Source organism: Sedimenticola thiotaurini (assembly GCF_001007875.1).
GTDB lineage: Bacteria > Pseudomonadota > Gammaproteobacteria > Chromatiales > Chromatiaceae > Sedimenticola > Sedimenticola thiotaurini.
The window spans coordinates 327101-350727 of the sequence record NZ_CP011412.1; the positions used below are offsets into that span (position 1 = coordinate 327101).

Consider the following 23627-nt stretch of genomic DNA (forward strand, 5'->3'; position numbering starts at 1 on the left):
CAACTGTTTTTCAGCATTAATCAATCAATGGGTAGCAGTATGAATGAAGTCCCCAGCCCCCCTCGTAAAGGTCGTCCCTTCTCCGATTTGCTTGTCGAACTGGAAGATGGCTCAGCCATTCTCAATCCCGGTGTACACCCCTTACCGGATCTCCTCTCCATGCCAGCAGAAACGGTACTGGAGGCGTTCAAGAAAAGTCAGCAGAAAGATTTTCTGGAGATTATTGATCGGTTGGAGGATCCGCAAAACCCGCTCAATCGCCTGCTCAACGAGTTGCGGGAGATTGCTGAGAAGGATGCCGATAACCGCTTCAATGAACTGGCCCTGTTTCAATCCGGTGCATTGAAAGAGCTGTTTATAACCCTGCACAACCATGTGATGGATCACCCGGTCTGGCGGCATCCCTTTTTCCTACGGATATTCGCAGGTGATTTTGACCAACCCCAGTTGACCCGGTTTGCCAAGCACTATTTCAACCAGGTGAAAAATACCCGTCAGTGTGTGGCCCTTGCTCTGGGCCGTTTTTCCGGTCTGATGCCGCTTCCTTATGGCAGCATCAACGAACGGGTATCCGAACTGGCCCAGATTGTCCTGGCACAGCTGCTGGCGGATGAATACGGGGTAGGGACCCATGCGGTGGAGGACTACCCGGACCTGCATGGGCTGCTCACTTCGACCACCCACATCGTGATGTACCGGAATCTGTTCGAAGGTCTGGGGGTTCCGTTTGAGGAGCAGGACGTGGCGATGTTGCCCGGTGTGGCGGATAACGTACTCACCCAACGGCTGCTGTCGGATCACCCCTCCTTTACCCTGGTTGAGTCCCTGGCTTCTGTTGGTCTCGGCATGGAGTGGGGTGTGCCGGAATTCTTCAGCCTGTTGCTGGGCGGCATGATCCGCTGGGGATGGAAAAACAGTGTTCCGCTCACCCAGCAGCAGTTGATTGTCTTTATCGCCCATGTGCAGTACGACGTACTGCATGCCATTTCAGTCATGTTGATCACCAGCTTCTTCAACCATGAAAACGATGCCCTGGTGCAGATCAAGCAGGCCACCAACACGTTGATGTCCAGTCGTTACAACATGATGAGCGATGTTTATCGCCATGTGTTCGAAGAGGATTGTCCCGATATTAACGCCATCGGCCTGGCCCCGGAATACCACTTGAAAGACCGGCGTATTGCCGATGCGCTTATCCAGGCGCGCAGAGAGGTGGCCTCCGATCGTGTCATCGGTGGAGAAGCGTACCGACGCAGCGAAAGCCTGCCGTTTGTTTTTTCCTGATTCATAGAGTTTTTTACCATGCAGAAATTTTCCAGTGATGCGGGCGAGCGCTTCCGCAAGCGTCTCATACTGACCGCCAAGGGGCGCCACGGGGCCAGGGATATGACCCGGGAGCAGGCCCGGGAAGCACTCCGTTTTATCTTCTCCAACGAGGCCCATCCGGCCCAGATCGGCGCCTTCCTCACCGCCATGCGATTCAAAGGTACCAAGGTGGAGGAGATGAAAGGTTTTCTCGATGCCATGGAGGAGGCGGCTACCCTGATTGCTCCCGGGGTCGAGGGCCTGGTTAACTGTAATGGGCCTTACGATGGTCGCAAGAAAGCGCTCAATCTGAGTGTGCCGGCAGCTATTGTGGCCGCTGCCGCCGGGGTACCGGTAGTGTTGCATTCCAACACCGGCCTGCCACCCAAGGATGGTGTGACCAGTGCCCGCCTGCTGGAGGCGCTGGGGATTGCCGCAGCCCGGGAGCCGGAGCAGGTGGCCCGGGATATTGAGCGGAAGGGGTTCGGTCATCTCCATGCCAGCCGCTATCTGCATGGCGTTGAGCGGCTCAAGCCGTACCGCCAGGTGCTGTTCTATCGATCCTTTCTGCACGCCTGTGAGGTGATGCTGAATCCTGCCGGCGCCCAGCGCACCCTGATCGGCGCAGCCCATGAATCATTCCTGGAACGCTTTGCCACGGCGGCGGGTGAACGGGGTCAGCAACGGGTGCTGGTGGTGCAGGGTGTGGATGGCAGTGATGAACTGCCGCTGGCGCCCACGCCGGTAGTGGAGTATTGCGAGGGGCGGATTGAAAAGTACACCCTGGCGCCGGGTGACTTCGGGTTGCAGGAGAAGAAACACCACCCCTGCCTGGCACCGGTCGAGTCGGCCGTGTTGATCGAAGCAATGCTTGGCGGGACCGCGGAAGAGCCCCTGGACGCCCTGATTTACAACGCCGGGGTACGTATTCAACTGGGTGGAAAGAGTAACACTATTGAAGCGGGTATCGCGCTGGCGCGGGATCTGTTGTCCAGTGGTGCGGCCATGGAGAAGTTGCGCGAACTGCGTGGGTGAGAGGTCTGCGGTTGCTGAAATGCCAGCTGCTTCTGCCCACGCTGTCCAGCGTCAGTCGAACCAGTTGCAGACCGTAACGGGATAAAACAGGCCGGCTGTCCGGGAGGACAACCGGCCTTTCTGTTGCTGTCCCGTTGTGACGGGACTGTCCTGCCGGCGCAAACTACTCCGAACCGTAGCCGTAGCGCTGGATGACGGCCCGGGCGGCGTCGCTCTTCAGGTAGTCGATCAGTGCCGGAGCGGCCGGGTTATCCTTGCCCCGGTTCAGCAGTACCGCATCCTGACGAATGGGGGTATACAGATTGTCGGGTATCGGCCAGCGGCTTCCTGAACCATCCAGGGCGATCTGCGCTAATGCGACAAATCCAAGCTGAGCATTGCCGGTGGCGACAAACTGATGGGTCTGGGAGATGCTGTCACCGAGCACCAGCTTCGGCGCCAGTTGTTGGTACAGGCCCAGGTTGCGCATCACCTCCACTGAAGCGGCACCATAGGGTGCGGTTTTGGGATTGGCGATGGCCAGCTTCTGGAAATCATCCTCGCTCAGGGAGTGCTCATCAACCGCCCGGTTGGCATCACTGCTCCACAGGACCAACTTGCCGACCGCATAGGTGAAGCGCCCACTGGCCTGGCCCGCCTGCTCCATCAACTCGGGTCGTCGCTGGTCGGCGGCAAGGAACACCTCGAAGGGGGCGCCGCCGTGGACAATCTGGGTATAGAGCTTGCCGGTGGAGCCGAAGCTCAACACCGCATGATGTCCGCTGGATTTTTCAAAATCGGCGGCAATCTCTTTCATGGCCGCGGTGAAGTTGGCCGCCACGGCCACATGGACACTATCCGCCAGTGCCACCGTGCTGCCCAGAATCAGGCTCAGCACACCCAGGGTACGGGACAATTTTTTTACATACATCTGACTACTCCATTGCGATTAAGGTTTGTCATAAAAAGGGATTTTTGCCACGGGGAATCAATCAACGCCGAGAATGACATGGCTCGCCTTGATCAGGGCGCAAAGAGCCATTCCCTTGCGCAATCCCAGCGCCTGCTCGCTCTCCTTGGTGACAATGGCGGCGATATGTTTGTCGCCTTCCATTTCAATCACCACCTCGCTGCCGATCTGGCCGGTATGAACGCGGGAGACAAGGCCACAGAGTCGATTGCGGGCACTGCTGCGCAGGCACTCATTGGCCGGTGCCACGATGACTGAACTGGCCTTGAACAGGGCATAGGCATCACGCCCTTCGGTCAGTCCCATCTCCACCAGGCTTTCCCGGGTGATGGTTGCGGTCAGACGGGCGTCGCGGTTGATGGCCAGAGTGACTTCGGCATTCACCGGGCCGGTCCGGGTCTCGATAACAGTTCCCCGTAGTTGATTTCGTGCGCTGGTACGCATGGCAAGTCTCCTCATCAGTTGCTGCAGTTGATCCAGGTCTGCCATCTCCCGGCTCATGCCCGCCAGTACCCGCCGGTACTCCGCTTCCATACGGCGGAAGGCCTCGATCATGTTTTTGCCCTGCTCGGTGAGCAGGGTCTCTCCACCCTGGGAGCCGCCGGGTCGACGAATCAGTAGGGGTGGATCGACCAGGTTATTGATACGGTTAACAGCGTCCCAGGCACTCCGGTAACTGATGCCGAGGGCCTTGGCGGCGGCAGATATGGAGCCCCGTTCATCAATCGCTTCCAGTAGCTCTACCCGTTCCGCTGTCAGGTCCACACCGTTGTTGCCACTCATCCAGAGACGGCCATCCACGTGCGATAGTGTGTTGCTCATGGTCCTGCTCCGGTGAAAGGTCTGATCGATATGAAAACGGTCTGCATAACGGTCTCCTCACTTGTCTGCTGCTGTTGGAATGTCAGGAGCAAACTCCGTACCAGACCGGTAACTTATTGATTTGAATGGCGGGATTGGTCTGTTGCTACGATCGCTTGTGCGACATGCAACAAAAACGCATAACGGGCTGGTCGCAAATCCTACAGGGAGTGGGGACCTGGAGTGGCAGGGCAGATGGAGCGGGTTGTATGGTTGATCGACAGACGTCGGGAGAACGGAGATTGGATGGAATCGGCAGTGCTAAGGGTTTGCGTGTTCAGAACATAAAAAGGGTGGACACAGAATCTGTGTCCACCCTGCTGGGTTTGCAACACTGTAACCTTCAGATCAGGTCGACAGTCTGGCCGTTATAACGACACACCGAGCGACTCCATGGTCTTGATGGTCAGCTGACCTTCCGCAAGCCGGCTGTCGCGCTGATACATTTTTAATGCGGAAAGGGTCTCGTGGCCAATAACACCATCGATCTGACCGGGCTTGTAACCCTTCTGTTTCAGTGCCGCCTGAATCCGTTTTACCACGCCCGGGGTAGTGTTGGTTTCACAAAGAATTGAGCGCCACTCCATGCGGCTGTCCGATACCTTGCTCTGCTCGGTAATGGTTGAGTAGACGGCCGGAATGGCATAACGCTTCTCCGCTGCCTGGGACGCCAGTTTTTTAACCTTTACCACCTTGTACTCGGCTGGAACGGTGACGGTTGCCATCCGCGGCTCCTCCACCATCACCAGTCGTTTAACGGTGTTGTATTGGGCAGGAATGACCCGTTTGGAAGTCCGGGCCGGAGTCACCTCAACCTGACGGGAGACGGTTTTGTACTGGGCGGGCACATCCACCAGACACATGATCTCGCCGGTGCTGTTGTCAATGCGCTCAATCGGACCACGACCCTTTTTCCAGGTGGTGTAGGCCGGCTTGATCATGACCTGTTCTGAGACGGTCTTGTAAGTGGCAGGAATTTCCACCAACTCTTCAGACGCTTCCCTGACCAGAACTTCTTCGGTTTTCCATTCGTGACGGGCCGGAATCAGCTTGGCCTCTACCGACTCCTCTTTGACCAGTACACGCTGTTCGGTCCACTCATATCGGGCCGGGATAACTTCAACCCGCTCTGTGGGCTCATTGACGAGCACTTTTTTCTGTACCGATTGATAGGTGGCTGGTGTCAATACCCGGGCGTAACAGTGTCCAGCTACCGCGTCCGGTGGCAGCAGACTGCCGCTATCCGCACTGGCCATGGCCGGCTGTTTGGTCATGTGCTCGGCGGTGATCTCTTCCATGGCCATCTCCATATCGGCCTTCTCTTTCTGGGCCTGCATCAATTGGGCCTGACTTTGATTCAACTCAGACTCCAGCTCTGTCACCCGGTTGTTGTTTGTGGTTGCACAGCCGCCCAAGGTCAAACCGATGGTTGCCGCACCTAATGCTAAAAAAATTCTGGTTCTGTTCATGTCTTTAACTCCCTATCCGGTGGTATGTCATAAAGTCACTGGTATTGTTAAAGACCATCAACAGCACCAATCCCTGCAGGCAGTCTACGCGTGACCGGTGAGTTGGTTTGTCAATAATTGTGAACAGCAGGATGTAATCCCCGAATGGGATACGAATAACGGGTTGTAGCAGACGGTTATGCGCTATCCGATGGACCGGTTATTGTGCCCTGTGAACATCGTTTGACAGTTCATAAACAGTGGATTAGCTGCGGTTTTACATCTGTAATCGCAACGTTTTTCACACGGCTGACCGGAACATCTGCGTCAGCTTAGCCATTTTCTGATAAACGGCCAGACCGGCAGGATGGATAGCCGTGCAGCAGACCGCCTAATCACCACTGAATTGTGCGGGTTAACGGGAACTTAACTTTGTTATGATACGGCCAATGACCATAAATGGTATCTCGGCATGAAACTGCTCCTGGCCATCCGGGTGAAAGTCCAATCAGCATGAACAACGGTAAGAGTAACGAAAAAAATGACAGTCGGGCACCTGAAGCCCTGATGCTGCTCAGTACCCACTGCGTACACTGTTCGTCGGTTTTGCAAAGCCTGGCGGATCTGGTGAAGCAGGGCGTACTCTCCAGGCTCGAAGTTATCAATCTGGAACAGCGCCCAGAGACCGCGGATGAACTGGATGTGCGTTCGGTTCCATGGGTTCGTATCGGCCCGTTCGAGCTGACCGGAGAGCGCAGTCTGGCGGAGTTGCGGGAGTGGGCCCAGACCTCCACCACCAACCGGGGTATCCGGGACTATATCGAAACCATGTTGGCCGAAGGTGAAGTGGAGCGGATTCTGTCGATGATTGCGAAAGATCCCGCTGCCATGGCGCGGGTGATTGAGCTGCTGGACTTTGCCGATGAGAAACTGCATGTGCGCCTCGGTATCGGCGTGATCATGGAGGAGTACGAAGGGAAGCCGTTGTTGAAATCGTACATACCGCAACTGGGCCAGTTGACCCGGCACGCCGATCCCCGGGTTCGGGGTGATGCCTGCCACTACCTGGCCCTGAGTCATGGCAGTGAGGCGCGGGCATTTATTCTGCCGCTGCTGCAGGATGAAAATGCCGACGTGCGGGAAGTGGCTGAAGAGAGCCTGGAGTCCCTGCTGAAGTGAATGGCCCATTGTACGGGATCGGGGCATCTGATTAGATGCTTCCCCGCCGGCCGGTATACTGGTGGCCGTTATCCTATTGCCGGATTATCTGTTGAAAGTTTTCCAATCCGATGGAAACTTCAACCCGTACGATGTGCCGTGAGGAGCACCCGTATGTCTAATGCTACGTCTGAAACCTGTCAACGTCCGCAGCAGTATCTGCAACCGGGACGATTTATCGACTCGGATCATCCGCGGGTGCTCGATTTTGTGCAGCGTTATAAAGTCCCGGGGAATAGGGCAATCGATAGCGCCATCCGCCTCTATCTGGCGGTGCGGGACGAGATACTCTATGACCCCTACCTGGTGGGTCCCGATCCACGCTATTTTCGCGCCAGTGACTGCCTGGCCGCAGGGCGCGGTTTCTGTATTCCCAAGGCAGCACTGCTAGCGGCCTGTGCCCGAGCGATCGGTGTTCCGGCCCGGGTCGGCTATGCGGACGTGCGTAATCACCTAGCGTCAAAGCGGCTGGATGAGCTGATCGGTGGCAATCGTTATCACTGGCACAGCTATACCGATCTCTATCTGGAAGGGCGCTGGGTGAAGGCAACGCCGGCGTTTAACCGGGCGTTGTGCGAACGTTTCGGTGTCCATGTGCTTGAGTTTGACGGGCGCCATGACTCCCTGCTGCAGCCGTTCGACCAGTCCGGGAATCGTCACATGGCCTATGAGCGTCAGCGGGGTGTGTTTGAAGATGTACCCTATGAACGCATCCTGGCAGATTTCGAGAGCAACCATCCACGCTGGCTGCATCATCGGAATGACCTGGACGACGAACTGTTCGGACACCGGGGGCGGGCCGAAAACGGGACGGCCTGACCGGTCTCTCTGCCAGCCGTCGACCGTCCCGCTACTCTCTCTTCATTCAGACAGGGACTGCATCAGAACCCCGAGGAAACGTCCTGCTTCACCCCCGGTCACCGCCCGGTGATCGAAAGTGAGTGACAGGGGCAGCACCCGGTGTACGTGCGGTTCACCATTCACCGCCACCACGGCATCGTAGCTGTGTCCGGCGCCGAGGATGGCCACGGTGGGCGGTACCACCACCGGATTGGCGTGCCGTCCGGCGATGGTGCCGAAGTTGGAGAGGGTGAAGGTGTTACCCCGCAACCGGTCCGGCGCGATGCTGCGCTCCTTTACTGCCTGCTTGATCTGGTCCAGCTGTTCCCGCAGCTGGCCGGCGGAATACTGCCCGACATCCGAAATCACCGGTACAAAAAGCCCATCCGGGGTGTCGGTGGCGATACCCAGGTGTACCTTCTTCAACAGACGCCGGCCGATGGCGTGGGCGTCGTACCAGGCGTTCAGCGCCGGCTCTGCTTCACAGGCCGCCAGGATGGCCCGGATCAGGCGCACGGTGACATCTTCACCCGTTTTCCAGTGCTGGATGTCCACCACGTCGAACAGGGTGACCGGAACCACCTCCGCATGGGCCTGGGCCATGCTGCGGGCCATGGAACGGCGCACACCCCGCAGCAGCTCCATGGGGCCGACCTCGGCGAGGATCTTCGCCACCCGCTGTATGTCGGCAGCGGTGACCGTATCCTTGGGGCCGGTCGGGGTGACGATGGAGAGATCCACATCCAGCTGTTTGGCCAGGGCGCGCACCGCCGGGGTTGCCTTGATACCGCCGCCGGCCCGATTGCTGATTTCGCTGGGCCGCTCCCGGATCACCTCGGCGCCACTCTTGACTTCACCGACTACGGCGCCGGGATCTTCCCGCTTTGGTTGGGGTGGCGGCGCTGTTGCCGTCCCGCTCTCGATCCGAAACTCCACCAGTGGGTCCCCCACCTGGACGATGTCGCCATCTTCCCCATAGCACTTGGCGATGATGCCGGCCTCCGGCGAGGGGATCTCCACAATCGCTTTGGCGGTCTCCACCGACAGCAGCAACTGGCCCTGCTGGACGCTGTCTCCCGGTTTCACCTGCCATGTGACGATCTCCGCCTCCTGCAGTCCTTCACCCAGATCGGGTAGATTGAAGAGTTTCATGCGGCACCTCCCTCGGCAACCGCTCCCTGCGTTGCTCTACCTCCTGCATCCATGCAGTCGTGTGCCGCACCCCGACGGACGACATTTAGTGAAAATCGAATTGCTTGATGATTGTTCATGCATACTCCATGGTCTGTCTGACGGCGTCGATGATGCGCTCTGTGCCGGGCATGTAGTGTCCCTCCAGGCGGAACATCGGCATCACGGTGTCAAAGCCGGTAACCCGGCGAATCGGCGCGAACAGGGACATCAATCCCTCTTCCGCCAGGCGGGCGGCGATCTCGGCGCTGACACTGCAGGTGCGGGCGGCCTCCTGCACGATAACGCAGCGACCGGTGCGGCCTACCGATTCCAGAATGGTCTCCATGTCGATCGGCTTGATGGTGGCCAGGTCGATCACTTCCGCCTCGATACCCTCACCGGCCAACTGCTCGGCAGCCTGCTGGGTCTCATGCAGCATGGCCCCCCAGCTGACCAGGGTGATGTCGCTGCCCGGACGCAGCACGAAACAGGTATCCAGCGGCAGCGCCTCGCCGTTATCCTCAACCGCCTGTTTCATCAGCCGGTAGACCCGCTTCGGTTCCAGGAACACCACCGGGTCGGGATCCCGGATGGCTGCCAGCAGCAGGCCGTAGGCGCGGGTGGGGGAGGAGGGGATCACTACCCGGATACCCGGAATATGGGCAAACATCGCCTCGGTGCTTTCGGAGTGGTGTTCTGGAGCGTGGATGCCGCCGCCGTAGGGCGCCCGCAGCACCATGGGGCAACTGAGACGGCCCCGGGTGCGGTTGCGCATGCGTGAGGCGTGGCTGATCAACTGATCGATGGTCGGGGGGATGAAGCCCATGAACTGGATCTCCGCCACCGGATGCAGACCCTGGGTGGCCATGCCGACCGCCGTACCGGCGATCATGTTCTCCGCCAGGGGAGTGTCCAGGACCCGCTCACTGCCGAATTTTTCCAGCAGCCCCACGGTGGCGCGAAAGACACCGCCATTGACGCCGATATCCTGGCCCAGGATCACCATCGCCGGATCCCGCTCCATCTCATGCATCAGGGCCAGGTTGACCGCTTCCACCAGGGTGATTTCAGTCATGGTTCACCTCCTTGCCCAGCAGAGACTGGCGTTGCGCCTGCAGTTCCCGGGGCAGTTCTGCGTAGAGTGAATCGAACATGCTCTCCGGCTTTTGCGGAGGCGTGTCCAGGTAGTGGCGTACCTCCTGTTCAATCTCCGCCTGGCAAGCCTGGATCAACCGGGTCTCCTGCTCCTCCGACCAGATCTGGCGACGCTCCATGAAGCGCCTCAGGCGCGGCACCGGATCCAGCCTGCGATGCGCTTCCAGCTCCTCCTCGCTGCGATAGCGAGTGGCGTCGTCGGCGGTGGTGTGGTGGCAGAGACGATAGCTGATCGCCTCGATCAGGGTCGGACCGCCGCCGTCCCGGGCCTTTTCAATCGCCTCGGCGACGTAATGGCGCACCGCGATCGGGTCATTGCCATCGAGCTGCACACCGGGTATGCCTGCCGCAATCGCCTTCTGGGCCAGGGTCTCCGCGCGGCTTTGCAGATTCCGCGGTACGGAGATGGCCCACTGGTTGTTGTTGATCACAAAGACCAGGGGCAGATTCCAGGCGCCGGCCAGGTTGATCGCCTCGTAGAAATCCCCCTTGGAGGTACCCCCATCCCCCAGCAGGCAGACCACTACCCGGGGCTGTTTGCGGTACTTGATGGCGAAGGCTACGCCGGTGGCCTGGGTGGTGTGGGTGGCGATGGGCACGCAGATGGGAAAGTCGTCACCCAGTTTGGGATTGGCCATGCCCCGTTCATCACCACCCCAGTAGAGCAGCAGATCCCGCACCCGGAAGTGGCGGAACAGCAGGGCGCCGTTTTCCCGGAAACTGGGCAGGATGATGTCTTCGGGACGCATGGCGTGTCCGACCCCGGCCCCGATCGCCTCCTGCCCGAGGGAGGAGGCGAAAGTGCCCAGTTGGCCGGTGCGCTGGAGGGCGATGGCCCGCTCATCATAGAGGCGGGTAAACACCATGTTCCGGTAGAGCGCCTGGAGCGCCTCGGTCTCTTCCGCCAGGGGCGGTAGATCACCGACCGGCACCCCATCGGGATCCAGAAACTGGTGGTATTCGATCTGAAAAGCGCGTGATTGATTCAAACCTGACCTCCTGTAATGCAGCACTTAAGCGGTGCTCAAGTGACGATCTGAAGTGGGCAGCAAGGTGCTGTTTTGACAACGGATCGTTTGGTCAATGTTTCAGGCTGTATGGCTGTTATGGGACGCCGGCGCGTGTCTGAAGCACGCGGGTGGCGTTAAGGTGATGACGCCTGAAAACCGTTTCTCACAGCAAAGTTGGTTACTCTCCAGTTTAGTACATCCTGCGCACGGTGAAGTTCAGGGTCGCCATGGAAACGGGGCGATTTGGTGCAGTGCGGCGGGCCGGAATGGGATAGAATGGCGCTCCGTTCCATGGCTGACAGGCCCACTATTAATCGGTTTAACGCTCTATCTGATGGCTTTCCCGGAATCGCTCACTGTTTCACTCTCCAGCTTCACCCTGATCGCCCTGGCCGAGGTGGGCGACAAGAGCCAGTTGGTCTGCCTGTCGCTGGCAACGCGGCACCGACACTGGCCAGTCATTCTGGGGGCGGCGGCCGCTTTTGCCCTGCTTAATCTGTTGGCTGTACTGTTTGGTGCCGGCGTGGCGGTCTGGGTGCCGGAGCAGGTGATGGCCGGTTTGGTGGCGCTGCTGTTCAGTGGATTTGGGATTCATGCCCTGTTGGCCGCTGAGGAAGTGCAGTCCGAAGCGGTCGAGGAGAGCCCGGGACATGGCATCTTTCTCACCACGCTGCTGCTGATACTGGTGGCCGAGTTCGGTGACAAGACCCAGATCGCGGTGGCCGGCCTGGCTGGGAATCTGCTGCCGTTGCCGGTCTGGATCGGCGCTACCCTGGCGCTGCTGCTGGTATCGGGGCTGGGAGTTTGGGCCGGCCGGACCCTGTTGCAACGACTGCCGCTGCATTGGCTGCACCGGGCCAGCGGGGTGATTTTTATCCTGTTTGGCGTGCTGGCGGCCTGGCGGGCGGCGATGTTATCGACGGCCACGGTTTGACTAATGCGGCCCGCCATGCTGCTTTATAGAGACCGCACGTCGAATCCAGATGAAGCGAAAAGGATTTGCCTATGAAAAAACTGAAAAATGAGAAAGAACTGCTCAAGGAGGCCATCCGGGTGGGGATGATCTATGCGGAAAAACGGGGCGCCGCAGAGTTTGAGAAGAGCGATTCCCAGCAGTTGAAGGTGGAGTTCCTTTACCGCCTGCTGGTACACGACAAGCAGATCCAGCCGTTGGCCAAGGATCAGTCAGGCTATCAGGAGATGCGGCATAAGCTGGCCATCTGGATCTCCAAGCTGTTGCCGGCGGATCATCCGCTCAATCAGTAAGCCGGTTTAATCCGGGGTTACAGCGCTTTGCTCCGCTGTCGATGGATCACGATGAAACAGTGAATAGACCGCCGGGATCAGCACCAGTGTAATCAGGGTGGAGACGCTCAGTCCGCCGATTACGGCCCGGGCCAGTGGAGCCTGGGCATCGGCACCTTCGCCGATACCCAACGCCAGGGGCAGCAGCGCCAGGATGGTGGTCAGGGTGGTCATCAGCACCGGACGCAAACGGCGGCGTCCCGCCTCGGCCAGGGCGATGTCGGTCGCCAGTCCGGAACGGCGCAGCCGCCCGGCCTGATCCACCAGCAGGATGGCGTTGTTGACCACGATACCGCCCAGCATGATACAGCCGATGGCGGACTGCAGGTTCAGGGTGGTATCGCTCAGAAACAGGGTCACCAGTACCCCGATTGCGGCCAGTGGTACGGACAGCATCACCACCAGCGGATCACCCAGAGATTCGTACTGGGAAGCCAGTACCATGTATACCAGCAGCAGGGCCAGCAGCAGGGAGACCAGCAGTTCATCAAAGGCCTTCTGCTGCTCTTCAAAGTTACCCGATATAAGCAGATCATAACCGACCGGACGGGGAATCTGATTGAGCCGCTCCTGGATATCTGCGGCCACTGAGCCGAGATCCCGGTCGGCCACGTTGGCAGTGACGGTAATCAGGCGTTGCTGGTCCTTGCGTTCAATCGTGGCCGGACCCTCGCCGGCACTGCTCTCCACCAGGTTGCGCAGTGCCACCAGTTCGCCATCCGGCGTGCGCAGGGTGAGGTCGAGAATCTCATCCAGGGAGCGTTTTTCCGCATCCTCCAGTTGTACCAGGATGCGGTAGGCGTTTCCCTCCACCCGGTATTCACCGGCCTTGGAACCTGCCACGGCGGTTTCGATCACCTCGGTCACGTCCCGCACGCTGAGTCCCAGGTCGCTGATCTTGTCCCGTTTGACGTGGATCTCCTGCTGGGGGATGCCTGCGTCGCGACTCAGCTCGATGTCTGTCACGCCGGGCACATCGACCAGGGAGCTGGAAACCTGCTGCGCCAGCAGGGCCAGGGTATCCATGTCATAACCCCTGACCTCCACCGTTACCCCTTCCACGCTGGCTAACAGCCGCTCCAGCAGGAACTGTCCCTGGGGGGCCCGGACCCGGATTTTCATGCCGGGTATCTGGTTCTCCAGCCGCTTGCGCAGATCCGCCGCAATCTCCAGGTTGGAGCGCTCCCGCTGGGTGGCGGGCAGCAGGGAGAGCCTGATTTCCCCGATCGCCTTGGAGCTGCCCCGGGATCCGGATGTCACCACACTGACCACCGATGAGACACTCTCCGGCACCGCGTTGTAGACGATCTGTTCCATCAGGCGGGTCTGCCGATCGATCAGGTCGAGACGGGTACCCACCTCCATCTCACCGCTGATCCTGACTTCGCCTTCATCGCTGGGCGGCATGTACTCGGTGCCGATCAGAGGCGCCAGGAACAGGCTGGCGACAAAAATGGCCAGGGCGGAGAGAATGGTAATTAATCGCTGCCGGAGTACCGCTGCGAGTAGATTGCGATAGCCGTTCTCCATGGCTTCGAAGCTGGCCCCGGCGCGGGCCGCCAGGCGCGCCCGCCAACCATCGCCGCCGGTCACCGGATGGGCCTTGAGCAGGCGGGAGCCGAGCATCGGTACCAGGCTGAGTGAGACCAGCAGGGCGCAGAACAGGGAGAACATGATGACGTAGGCGAGCTCCTTGAACAGGGCTCCCGAGACGCCCCGCACGAAGATCAGTGGCAGGAAGATCACCAGCGTGGTGATGGTGCCGGCAACCACCGCCGAGGCCACTTCGTTGGTACCCCGGACGGCGGCGTCAGCGGGGGATTGTCCGGTCTCCTGCTGGTGTCGGAAGATGTTTTCCAGCACCACCACCGAGCTGTCCACCATCATGCCTACGCCCAGGGCCAGCCCGCCCAGGGTCATCAGGTTCAAAGTGAAGCCACCGAAGTAGAGCAGGCCGAAGGTAGCCAGCATGGAGATCGGTATGGCCAGGGAGATCACCAGGGTGCTGCGCAGGTTGCGTAGGAAAAACAGCAGCACCAGTACCGCCAGTGAGCCACCATAGAGCACCGAACGGGCAACGTTGGTGATGGCGCGCTCGATGAAATTACCCTGATTGATTACCGGAGTGATGTGGATCTGTGGGAACGCCTGGTTGACTGCAGCCACCTCGTCCAGCACCCGGCGCGCCACCTCCACGGTATTGGCACCGGACTGCTTACGGATGGCGATGCGTACGCCCCGTTCTCCATTGACCCGGATGATGCGGGTCGGCTTTTCATAAGTGTCCCGGACGGTTGCGATCTGTCCCACGGTGATCACCGCACCATCCCGCTGACCCACCACAGTATTGCGAATCTGGTCCAGGTTGGTGAACTCGGCCGGGGCGCGCAGGGTGATCTGGTAGCGACCCTGCTCCAGCTTGCCGGCCGGCAGATCCAGGTTGGCGTCCCGGATGGCGGACAGCATGTCATTCAGTGGCAGGCCCAGGGCGTTGAGCTTGACCGGGTCCAGTTCGATCCGCACTTCCCGGTTGAAACCGCCCCAGGGATCCACCTGGGCCACGCCGGGCACCCGGGCAAAACGGTAACGGATCTGCTGCTCGATAATCTGGGTCAGCTCCACCGGGTCCAGCTTGCTGGAGATGCCCAGGATCACCACCGGGTAGCTGTCCACGTCGAATTTGCTCACCCGGGGACCCACAACGTCGTCCGGCAGTTCACTGACTTCATCTTCCAGGGTGGCCTGGACATCGACCGCGGCGGTATCAATATTGCTGCCCCAGCCGAAGCTGACCCGAACCCGGCTGTTGCCCTCGTAGGAGATGGAGGTCATCTCCTCCACGCCCGGCACGGTGGCGATGATCTCCTCGACGATCTGGGTGACCAGGCGCTCCATGACAATGGGGTCCGCCCCTTCGTACTGGGTGCGAACAGTGAGGGTGGGCAGTTCGATACTGGGCAGCAGATCGATCTGCAGCCGGCTCAGGGCCACGCTGCCCAGCACCACCACGATCAGCGCCAGCATGCTGGCAAATACCGGTCTCCGGACACTTGCGCGGGCCAGATTCATAGTGTCCTCGTCTGTTTTCCCGCCACCCGGATAAGGGAGCCGTCATCCAGCAGCTGCTGGCCCAGGATTACCACTTCTCCCGTGAGCGGCTGTCCATTGACCTGCACCCGGTCGTCCTGCCGGATACCGACGGTGACCGGTTGCCAGCTGACCCTGGTGCCATCGTCGGAGACCAGGAACACACCGCTGTTGCCATCCCGGGTGACCAGGGCCTGCTCCGGGACGATGGTGGCATTGTCCATCTTTTCCAGGGTCACAGTGACCCGTACGAACATACCCGGTTTGAGTTTCAGCAGGGGGTTGTCCACCTGCACTTCAACCCGGGCCTGCCGGGTGCTTTCACGAAACACCGGGGCGATGCGCTCAATTGTGCCGCTGAAGGACTCACCCGGATAGGCGTCGGTGGTCAGGCTGGCGGGCAGCCCCTGCTGCAACAGAGCATAATCCCGTTCAGTGATGAAGAATACGACGGTGATCGGATCCAGCTCCACAATGCGCAGTAGTGGGGCGTTGGCGCTGACAGTTTCACCCTCGTCCACATAGCGCTCTGCGACAATCCGTTGGTCGTTGTCACCTCGCCAGTCGGCGGTGACTGTGGTGTAGCCCAGTCGAATGCGGGCACTTTCCAGTGCCGCCTCGGCCCGGGTCAGTTGTGCACGGGTGACCTGGACATGGGCCTGTTTGGTCAGCTGATCGGCCTTGGCGGCATCCCGCTGGGATTCTGAGCTGACCCCCCGCTGGCGCAGTTTTTCTATCCGTTCCAGCTCCCGTTCGGCGATCTTCAGCTGGCTCTGGGCCTCGGCCAAATTGGCCCGGGCCACTGCCAGTTCGGCTTCCGCCTGCCGCACATCCTGTACATATTCGTCATTATCCAGCCGTGCTACCACCTGCCCCTGGTTGATGGGATCAGCCAGGTCCGCCATGAGTTGCAGGATTCGGCCGCTCACCTTTGGGGCTACGACGATCTCCGCCTGGGCCTGGAGGGTGCCGGAAAAGGTTCGCTGCCGTTCGATGTGACCCCGCTCAACCGCTGCGACCTCGACCGGAATCGGCTGGGTTTGCTTGACCGAGGAGTCGCCGGTCTGGTGCTGTTCTATCAAACGTTGGGAAAGTAGCCATCCGAAGAGGGCAAGCACGATCAGCAGTGTCAGTATGAATAGCCCGGTTGTTCGTCGCATCTGGAAGTCTTATCAGCAATTTGGTGGATTGGGAAACGGTCGCTCTGCGCAGAGTGTATCGGAAAATGCCTGCATGTCCGTTAAATCTTTGCTGAACAAAGAATATTATTCGTTATATGGGCTTCGGTTAATAATAATCCCGGCTCCCGATAGATGCAGCAAAGCAGGAATGTCGGCTGATGATTTTTTCCTCGGTAGGGATAATTGCGCGAAATCCGGGATTGTTTCAACTATCCTTGTAACCACCGTGCCGCCCAAAGGTGCGGAAGCGGACTATGCGATACCTGTTATTTCAATAACTTATAGCTGTAATACAGGGCGGGCAATGCGGCTATCGCCGGAGTTTTCGAAGAAACAACAGATGGCCGAAGGGGTAAGCTTCATCCCTGGTGTAATTAATATAGAGTCAATCGATGGTAAAAATATCTGTAAAGGCCCGGTTGGATCCCGTTGAGGTGCTGTGGTGAATCTCCCTGATTTGCTGGAAGGTCGATTGGTTCGTCGCTACAAACGCTTTCTTGCCGATGTACAGCTTGCCGACGGCTCTGTGGTGGTTGCCCACTGCCCCAATACCGGTTCCATGAAAAATTGTGCCGAACCAGGCAGTCGGGTCTGGTTGCAGGATGTAAATTCTCCAAAACGAAAATTGCGCTACCGCTGGGAGCTGGTGGAGGTTGCCGGGCGTTATCTCGCCTGCATCAATACCGGTCGGGCCAATGAGTTGGTCCGGGAAGCCATTATGGCGAACCGTATCGAGGCGCTGAAGGGCTACTCCACAATTCAGACCGAGCGTCCCTATGGCAGGGAAAGGAGTCGCATCGATCTGTTGTTATCGGAACCGGGCTTACCAAACTGCTTTGTGGAAGTGAAAAACCTGACGCTGCTGGAAGAGGGCGGTCTGGGTACTTTCCCGGATGCGGTGACCAGTCGGGGTCGTAAGCATCTGCGGGAACTGATGGCAGTAGTGGAGTCGGGGGAGCGTAGCGTACTGTTCTTTAACGTGGCCCATAGTGGTGTTCAGCGTGTGGAGCCGGCCTGGGATATCGACCCTGCGTATGCCGAAACCCTGGTGGAGGCGGTGGAGGCGGGTGTCGAGGTGCTGGCGTATGGGGTTCAGTTCTCTCCAGGCCAGCTGAATCTAAGTCGCCCGTTGGCGTTCGAGCTGGGATCTCGCGTTGGGACTAATAGTCAGAATTCAAGGGGAGTTTAAAAAATGCGCCATTTCATTGATATAGGTCATTTCACTCACATGTATCAATAATTACTTGTTAAACAATAAGTTAGATTTTTGAAATTACTGATAAAGTACACATTGGAGCTTGACAAATATCACGCGCAGGTGTCTTATAGCCCCAATTTTTGGGAATAACCGGATGAATTATCCGGTTTGAATATCAGTGCTTGGTAATTGTCTTTTTAACTTGGTAAATAAAGGGGGGTTCATGGACGCCGTAGCTGAACAGAAGTACGACCTGGGTGTTGTACGCTGGTTCACCGTCATGGCTGCTGTCTACTTGTTGGTAGGCGCTCTCGTCGGGGTATATATTGCCTCGGAGTTGGCTTGGCCGGTGTTAAACTTTGATATACCGTACATCACTTTTGGGCGCCTGCGTCCTTTACACACCAACGCGGTGATCTTTGCGTTTGGCGGCTGTGTCTTGATGGCAGCGGCCTTCTATTCAGTGCAGCGCACTTGTGGCGTTCGTCTCTGGAGTAACAAACTGGCCTGGTTTACCTTTATCGGCTGGAACCTGATTATTGTCTCCGCAGTAATCACCCTGCCGCTGGGCATCACCCAGAGCAAAGAGTACGCCGAGCTGGAGTGGCCTATCGATATCGCCATTGCGGTCGTATGGCTCTCCTATACCATCAACTTCATCATGACGATTGCGAACCGCAAAAGTTCACACATCTATGTGTCGAACTGGTTCTTCCTCGGCATGATGGTGATGATCACCTATCTGCACGTGGTTAACAGCCTGGCTATTCCGGTCGGTATGTTCAAATCCTACTCCCTGTTCTCAGGTGTGCAGGATGCCATGATCCAGTGGTGGTGGGGACACAACGCGGTAGGTTTCTACCTGACTGCCGGCTTCCTGGGTATCATGTACTACTTCGTGCCGAAGCAGGCCGGTCGCCCGGTTTACTCCTATCGTCTGTCAGTGATCCACTTCTGGGCACTCATGTTCGGTTACGTCTGGCTGGGTGCGCATCACCTGCAGTACACCGCACTGCCTGACTGGACCGGTTCTTTGGGTGCAGCCGTTTCTCTGGCCATGATCATCCCGTCCTGGGGTGGCGCGGTGAACGGCATGATGACCCTCTCGGGTGCCTGGGATAAGCTGCGTACCGACTACGTACTCCGCTTCCTGATCATCTCTCTGGCCTTCTACGCCATGTCGACCTTTGAGGGTCCGGTGATGTCGATCAAGACTGTTAACGCCCTCTCGCACTACACCGACTGGACAGTTGGACATGTTCACTCCGGTGCATTGGGTTGGGTCGCCATGGTCGGTATTGGTGCCATCTATCACATGATGACCAAAGTGTTCCATGTGCAGATGTGGTCTACCAAGCTGATCAATGCTCACTTCTGGACCGCCACCATCGGTACGGTGATCTACATCGTCGCCATGTGGGTGTCCGGTATCATGCAGGGTCTGATGTGGCGTGCTTATGATGAGTACGGCACCTTGGCCTACACCTTTGCAGAATCAGTTGAGTCTATGCACCCCTACTACGCAATGCGCGCCATTGGCGGCATGGTCTTCCTGACCGGTGCGGCAATCATGGTGTTCAATATCGTCATGACCGTGCTTCAGTCTAAAGCCCAGGGTAGTGTGCAGCAGGCACGCACCGCAATTGCGACTGCTTAAGGGGGAGTTTGGAAATGTCAATGCAAGAAAAAATGGAAAAGAACATCTGGGGCCTGCTGGTTGTGCTGGCACTGGTGCTCAGTGTAGGTGGCATCGTTGAGATTGTGCCGCTGTTCTACCTGGATAACACCATGGAGTACAACAAGCATCCCGAGATTGTCTGGCAGCGTAAGGCTGGACAGACCCTGGCTGATCATAAGCCGGGTGACGGCATGCGTCCTTACACTCCGCTCGAACTGGCAGGACGTGATGTTTATATCCGCGAGGGTTGCTATCTCTGCCATTCACAGATGGTTCGTCCGTTCCGTGATGAGAAAGAGCGTTATGGCCACTATTCGCTAGCAGCCGAATCGATGTACGACCACCCCTTCCAGTGGGGATCGAAGCGTACCGGTCCGGATGTTGCGAGACTGGGTGGCAAATACTCTGATGACTGGCACCGTAAGCACTTGCGTGCGCCTCGCTCCGTTGTGCCCGAGTCGGTCATGCCCAACTACCCCTGGTTGCAGCATGCGATGCTAGATGGTGAAACCATGCAGGCTCACATGCGTGGCATGCAGAGACTCGGTGTTCCCTATACCGATGCCGATATCGAAGCAGCTCCTGAGCAGTTGAAAGGAAAGACTGAGGAGGATGCGGTAGTGGCATTCCTGCAGGTACTCGGAACCATGGTGAATCTGGACGAAAGCAAGGTCTATCGTGAATAGTCTGAAGGACTATTTCGCGACCGATTTTCAGGCGATGACCACCAGTGATTGGGTGGGCACCATCCTTACAGTGGTCATCTTCCTGTTAATGCTTGGTCTGTATGTTTATGTCTTGCGTCCAAAGAAACGGGATCACTTTGAAAAACAAAAGTACATCCCATTGGATGATGAACAGATAAATAGCGGAGATAAAAATGGCGGATAAAAATCCATTTCCGGGTGAAAACAATACCGGTCATATTTGGGACGATGATCTGCGGGAACTGAATAATCCAGCACCACGCTGGTGGATGATCGCCTTCTGGGCTTCGATTCTCTGGTGGATTGCCTATGGCATCCTCTATCCCATGTGGCCGGGTCTGAACAGTTATACCAAGGGCATCATGGGCTGGACTCAGATTAACGAGTACAAGGAAGGCCTGGATGAAGTTCAGCAGGTTCGTTCGGTCTGGGAGAGCAAGCTGCAGGGCATGACCGCAAAGGAGATTCTGGCGGATGAGGGCCTGACCAGTTACACGATTGCCTCAGCCAAAGTGCTGTTTGGTGATAACTGCGCTGCTTGTCACGGCTCCAGCGGCCAGGGTGGTCCTGATTTCCCGGTGCTTGTTGATGATGATTGGCTTTACGGTGGAGCAATTGAAACCATCGAGCAGACCATCACCAATGGCAGGAAGGGTATTATGACCTCGCATGCCAAGCTGCTGACCGATGAGGAGATCGATAAGCTGGCTGCTGCGGTGATGTCTGGCAATCCGGCTTCTGAGCCCCTGTTCATGGGTAAGGGTTGCTTCGCCTGTCACGGTCCCGACGGCAAAGGTATGCAGGCCCTCGGGTCAGCAAATCTCACCGATGCGGTGTGGCGCTTCAAGGCGGATGATCAGTTGGCCAGCGTCAAGCAGACCATTAAACATGGTGTTAATGACGCAAGCGATCCTCTGAGCCGTGAGGCAGAAATGCCTAAGTTTGGTGATCGTCTGTCGGAGAATGACATCAAGAAGCTCGCTGTTTATGTCTACAAGTTAGGCGGTGGACAGTAAGCGGTCGCGTTAGACCCTGCCGCCGGGAGAGCATGCTCTTCTGACGGCAGGGTGAACATTCAGGTAGTACATATCTGCGGAGGTATATGATGAATGTTGATGCAGTAGTAATTGGGTCTGTAGTTTCTGTCGCAATTTGCGTAGTGATCGTTGTTTATTTGGGCTTCAAGGTGAAGGGGTTTATCGATAGGGACGCAGAGAACCATAGAAAATAAATCCATTAAATTCATAGGTGTATAAAAAAGGGGGGTGAACCCCCTTTTTTATTGGTGATATAATGCAGGGCGATTATTGACAAATCGCATTTTTCCAAACCTGCCCTTCCAGTAGACTTATACTTACGGTTCATTGCGATTGTATGTCGTGCATTTCTTTGAGTATGCAAGGCGGTCTACAAGTGTTTTAGAGGAGTGATTTCGTTGAGTGGCAATCCACAATCAAAACATGATGCAGTAGTTGATGAATTGTATGCGGAAGCGGGTCACTGGAAGATTAATACGGGTGAGGAGAAGATCCACGCAAAGCGTGTTCCTGGTAAGTGGCGTATCTGGAAATGGATAGCCAGCCTGGTGTGGGTTCCCTTTTTCCTCGGCCCCTATCTTCGATGGGATGACCGTCAGGCGGTTCTTTTCGATATCCCAAATCGACAGTTTCACCTGCTGGGCGTAACAATTCTGCCGCAGGACTTCTGGATGCTCTCCCTGCTGCTGCTTTTCTTTGCCATTCTGCTAGCGGTGGTGACGGCGTTGGCCGGACGGGTCTGGTGTGGTTTTTTCTGCTTTCAGACAGTTTGGACTGACGTTTTCACCTGGCTTGAAGAGAAGTTGGAGGGGCCGCCACAGAAACGCAAGAAGCTGGATCAGGGGCCCCTTACCCTCACCAAGGTGAGAATCAAGGCGACCAAACATCTGATCTGGATAGTTATTGCCGCACTGACCGGTATCTCTTTCGTGGCCTGGTTTACGGATGCCTACCAGTTGTGGATTGATCTGGTCAACTTTAATCTTGCTCCTACGGCAGTTATCACGATCCTGCTTTTCATCGCGGGTACTTATGTGCTGGCCGGTTATCTGCGTGAGCAGGCCTGTTTCTGGCTCTGTCCCTATGCCCGTATTCAGGGTGTGATGGTCGACAATACCACAGTGCTTCCCACTTACGATTTCCATCGTGGGGAACCCCGTGGACGGGTTAAAAAAGGTGCTAAAGATGCCGATAGCTCCACCGGCGATTGTGTCGATTGCAACCAGTGTGTGGCGGTCTGTCCCACCGGCGTAGATATTCGGGCGGGGCAGCAGGAGGGGTGTATTACCTGCGCCCTCTGTATTGATGCCTGTAATTCGGTGATGGAAAAGGTCGGGCGGCCAAAGGGATTGATCCGCTATGAGTCGCTGGATATGCTGAACGGCAAAGAGAACCGGCCCATGCACAAGCGGCCGCGGGTGTGGGTGTACAGTCTGGTGTTGTTGTTGGCTATCACCGGTATTGGGTATGGCATGGCTACGCTGGACGCTATTGAAATCAAGGTGATTCATTCCCGGCAGCCACTCTACGTGCTGCAGAGTGATGGCTCAATCCAGAATAAATACACCATCAAGGTATTGAACAAGTTGACCGAAGATCTTAAGGTCAGCATTACTGTTCCGGGAGTGGACGGGGCGGTTCTGGTAGGTGCAGATGAACCGGTCACCGCGCGAAAAGGTGCGGTGACACCGCGAACTGTGTTTGTGCGTATTCCACGTGACAAACTCAAGGTTGAGTCTCAACCACTGGTGTTTTATGCCGAGTCTACGGATAAAACCGGCAAGCGGTTGGTCAGTAAACGAGAAAGTGTATTCATCGGACCAAAGCAGTAACGATATTACACCCTCTCTTCAAGGTGTGTGGATTACTAGTAGGCAGGAGTCCGGAATTTCTATTCCGGACTCTAGCTGTAAGAGGCTGATGTGACGACGATGACTGAAAAGCAATCTCCCTGGCGCAATCCGTGGGTACAGGGCTGGATCGGATTGTTAGTGGTGTTTCTGATGGCCAACGGGGTGATGATCTACCTGGCGCTGACCAACAACCCAGGGCTGGTGGTGGATGACTACTATGAGCGTGGGCAGGATTATGAAAAGAACATGCTCAAACGGCAAGCTCGTGATCCCGGCTGGGAAATGAAAGTGATTGCTCCCGAGCGCGTCGACGTCGGCATTCCGGCCCGTTATGGTGTTCGGATTACTGGTTCAGACGGCTATCCGGTAGCCCCCGATTTGGTCACTTTCTATGCCTATCGGCCGGCCAATTCAAAATTGGATTTTTCCATCCCAATGGAAGCTACCGATTCCGGCGTCTATGAAGCCAATGTCAGCTTCCCCCAACTGGGCGTGTGGGATATTCTTATCAGCGCGAAGCATGGGGATGATGAATATAATCTGCCGTACAGGGTTAGTGCGGGCGTCAACTAAGCCGTTATACTGAC

At 57.3% G+C, this 23627-nt stretch carries 22 protein-coding genes; 14 read left to right on the forward strand and 8 right to left on the reverse strand.

Annotation, left to right across the window (positions count from 1 at the left end):
* Nucleotides 1-39 precede the first annotated feature (39 nt).
* Both AAY24_RS01415 and trpD read left to right on the forward strand, forming a co-directional pair.
* Nucleotides 40-1284 (forward strand): heme oxygenase-like domain-containing protein, encoded by a 1245-nt coding sequence (locus AAY24_RS01415; protein ID WP_199930450.1) that lies wholly within the window; start codon nt 40-42, stop codon nt 1282-1284.
* An 18-nt stretch (nt 1285-1302) separates the two neighbouring features.
* Nucleotides 1303-2340 carry an anthranilate phosphoribosyltransferase gene (trpD, locus tag AAY24_RS01420; RefSeq protein ID WP_046858162.1) on the forward strand — a complete coding sequence of 346 codons (1038 nt, stop codon included), beginning with the start codon at nt 1303-1305 and terminating at the stop codon, nt 2338-2340.
* 163 nt (nt 2341-2503) lie between these two features.
* On the opposite strand, the gene modA is transcribed toward trpD, so the two are convergent.
* From modA to AAY24_RS01435, 3 genes are all read right to left on the reverse strand, one after another.
* Nucleotides 2504-3250, reverse strand: coding sequence for a molybdate ABC transporter substrate-binding protein (gene modA, locus AAY24_RS01425; protein ID WP_046858163.1), 747 nt, complete (start codon nt 3248-3250; stop codon nt 2504-2506).
* Between the two features lie 57 nt (nt 3251-3307).
* Nucleotides 3308-4111 carry a TOBE domain-containing protein gene (locus AAY24_RS01430; protein ID WP_052760987.1) on the reverse strand — a complete coding sequence of 268 codons (804 nt, stop codon included), beginning with the start codon at nt 4109-4111 and terminating at the stop codon, nt 3308-3310.
* 407 nt (nt 4112-4518) lie between these two features.
* Complete coding sequence (locus AAY24_RS01435; RefSeq protein ID WP_052760988.1) at nt 4519-5619, reverse strand: peptidoglycan-binding domain-containing protein; 1101 nt, start codon at nt 5617-5619, stop codon at nt 4519-4521.
* A gap of 492 nt (nt 5620-6111) precedes the next feature.
* On the opposite strand from AAY24_RS01435, the gene AAY24_RS01440 reads away from it, so the two are divergent.
* Together AAY24_RS01440 and AAY24_RS01445 are read left to right on the forward strand one after the other, a co-directional pair.
* On the forward strand, nt 6112-6777 hold the full coding sequence (locus AAY24_RS01440; RefSeq protein ID WP_046858164.1) for a HEAT repeat domain-containing protein: 666 nt from the start codon (nt 6112-6114) through the stop codon (nt 6775-6777).
* Nucleotides 6778-6930: 153 nt separating this feature from the next.
* Nucleotides 6931-7635: a transglutaminase domain-containing protein gene (locus AAY24_RS01445; protein ID WP_052760989.1), complete on the forward strand. Its 705-nt coding sequence runs from the start codon at nt 6931-6933 to the stop codon at nt 7633-7635.
* Between the two features lie 42 nt (nt 7636-7677).
* On the opposite strand, the gene AAY24_RS01450 is transcribed toward AAY24_RS01445, so the two are convergent.
* The 3 genes from AAY24_RS01450 to pdhA form a co-directional block, all read right to left on the reverse strand.
* Complete coding sequence (locus AAY24_RS01450; protein ID WP_046858165.1) at nt 7678-8808, reverse strand: dihydrolipoamide acetyltransferase family protein; 1131 nt, start codon at nt 8806-8808, stop codon at nt 7678-7680.
* Between the two features lie 115 nt (nt 8809-8923).
* Entirely contained in the window at nt 8924-9904 is a 981-nt protein-coding gene (locus AAY24_RS01455; RefSeq protein WP_046858166.1) for an alpha-ketoacid dehydrogenase subunit beta, read from the reverse strand.
* Entirely contained in the window at nt 9897-10973 is a 1077-nt protein-coding gene (pdhA, locus tag AAY24_RS01460; protein WP_046858167.1) for a pyruvate dehydrogenase (acetyl-transferring) E1 component subunit alpha, read from the reverse strand. Before pdhA ends, AAY24_RS01455 begins: the two co-directional genes overlap by 8 nt.
* Before the next feature lie 355 nt (nt 10974-11328).
* Here pdhA and AAY24_RS01465 point away from each other — a divergent pair, with 355 nt between their 5' ends.
* Entirely contained in the window at nt 11329-11928 is a 600-nt protein-coding gene (locus AAY24_RS01465) for a TMEM165/GDT1 family protein (protein ID WP_046858168.1), read from the forward strand.
* A gap of 71 nt (nt 11929-11999) precedes the next feature.
* Nucleotides 12000-12260 carry a DUF5062 family protein gene (locus tag AAY24_RS01470; RefSeq protein ID WP_046858169.1) on the forward strand — a complete coding sequence of 87 codons (261 nt, stop codon included), beginning with the start codon at nt 12000-12002 and terminating at the stop codon, nt 12258-12260.
* Between the two features lie 6 nt (nt 12261-12266).
* Here AAY24_RS01470 and AAY24_RS01475 read toward each other — a convergent pair whose 3' ends face one another.
* Nucleotides 12267-15368 carry an efflux RND transporter permease subunit gene (locus tag AAY24_RS01475; protein WP_046858170.1) on the reverse strand — a complete coding sequence of 1034 codons (3102 nt, stop codon included), beginning with the start codon at nt 15366-15368 and terminating at the stop codon, nt 12267-12269.
* On the reverse strand, nt 15365-16546 hold the full coding sequence (locus AAY24_RS01480; protein ID WP_046858171.1) for an efflux RND transporter periplasmic adaptor subunit: 1182 nt from the start codon (nt 16544-16546) through the stop codon (nt 15365-15367). Before AAY24_RS01480 ends, AAY24_RS01475 begins: the two co-directional genes overlap by 4 nt.
* Here AAY24_RS01480 and AAY24_RS19065 point away from each other — a divergent pair.
* The 8 genes from AAY24_RS19065 to AAY24_RS01515 all read left to right on the forward strand — a co-directional run bounded on the left by AAY24_RS19065 (nt 16521) and on the right by AAY24_RS01515 (nt 23613).
* Nucleotides 16521-17000 (forward strand): hypothetical protein, encoded by a 480-nt coding sequence (locus AAY24_RS19065; protein WP_199930451.1) that lies wholly within the window; start codon nt 16521-16523, stop codon nt 16998-17000. The genes AAY24_RS01480 and AAY24_RS19065 overlap by 26 nt on opposite strands.
* Nucleotides 17001-17009: 9 nt before the next feature.
* Nucleotides 17010-17756 carry a DNA/RNA nuclease SfsA gene (gene sfsA / locus AAY24_RS01485; RefSeq protein WP_046860922.1) on the forward strand — a complete coding sequence of 249 codons (747 nt, stop codon included), beginning with the start codon at nt 17010-17012 and terminating at the stop codon, nt 17754-17756.
* A 232-nt stretch (nt 17757-17988) separates the two neighbouring features.
* Nucleotides 17989-19422, forward strand: coding sequence for a cytochrome-c oxidase, cbb3-type subunit I (ccoN, locus tag AAY24_RS01490; protein WP_046858172.1), 1434 nt, complete (start codon nt 17989-17991; stop codon nt 19420-19422).
* 14 nt (nt 19423-19436) lie between these two features.
* On the forward strand, nt 19437-20129 hold the full coding sequence (gene ccoO, locus AAY24_RS01495; protein WP_046858173.1) for a cytochrome-c oxidase, cbb3-type subunit II: 693 nt from the start codon (nt 19437-19439) through the stop codon (nt 20127-20129).
* On the forward strand, nt 20122-20334 hold the full coding sequence (locus AAY24_RS01500) for a cbb3-type cytochrome c oxidase subunit 3 (RefSeq protein ID WP_046858174.1): 213 nt from the start codon (nt 20122-20124) through the stop codon (nt 20332-20334). Before ccoO ends, AAY24_RS01500 begins: the two co-directional genes overlap by 8 nt.
* Nucleotides 20324-21166 carry a cytochrome-c oxidase, cbb3-type subunit III gene (gene ccoP, locus AAY24_RS01505; protein ID WP_046858175.1) on the forward strand — a complete coding sequence of 281 codons (843 nt, stop codon included), beginning with the start codon at nt 20324-20326 and terminating at the stop codon, nt 21164-21166. The genes AAY24_RS01500 and ccoP overlap by 11 nt, the downstream gene beginning before the upstream one ends.
* 419 nt (nt 21167-21585) lie before the next feature.
* Nucleotides 21586-23019, forward strand: a complete 1434-nt coding sequence (ccoG, locus tag AAY24_RS01510; RefSeq protein WP_046858176.1) for a cytochrome c oxidase accessory protein CcoG — start codon at nt 21586-21588, stop codon at nt 23017-23019.
* Between the two features lie 99 nt (nt 23020-23118).
* Nucleotides 23119-23613, forward strand: a complete 495-nt coding sequence (locus tag AAY24_RS01515; protein WP_046858177.1) for a FixH family protein — start codon at nt 23119-23121, stop codon at nt 23611-23613.
* Nucleotides 23614-23627 lie beyond the last annotated feature (14 nt).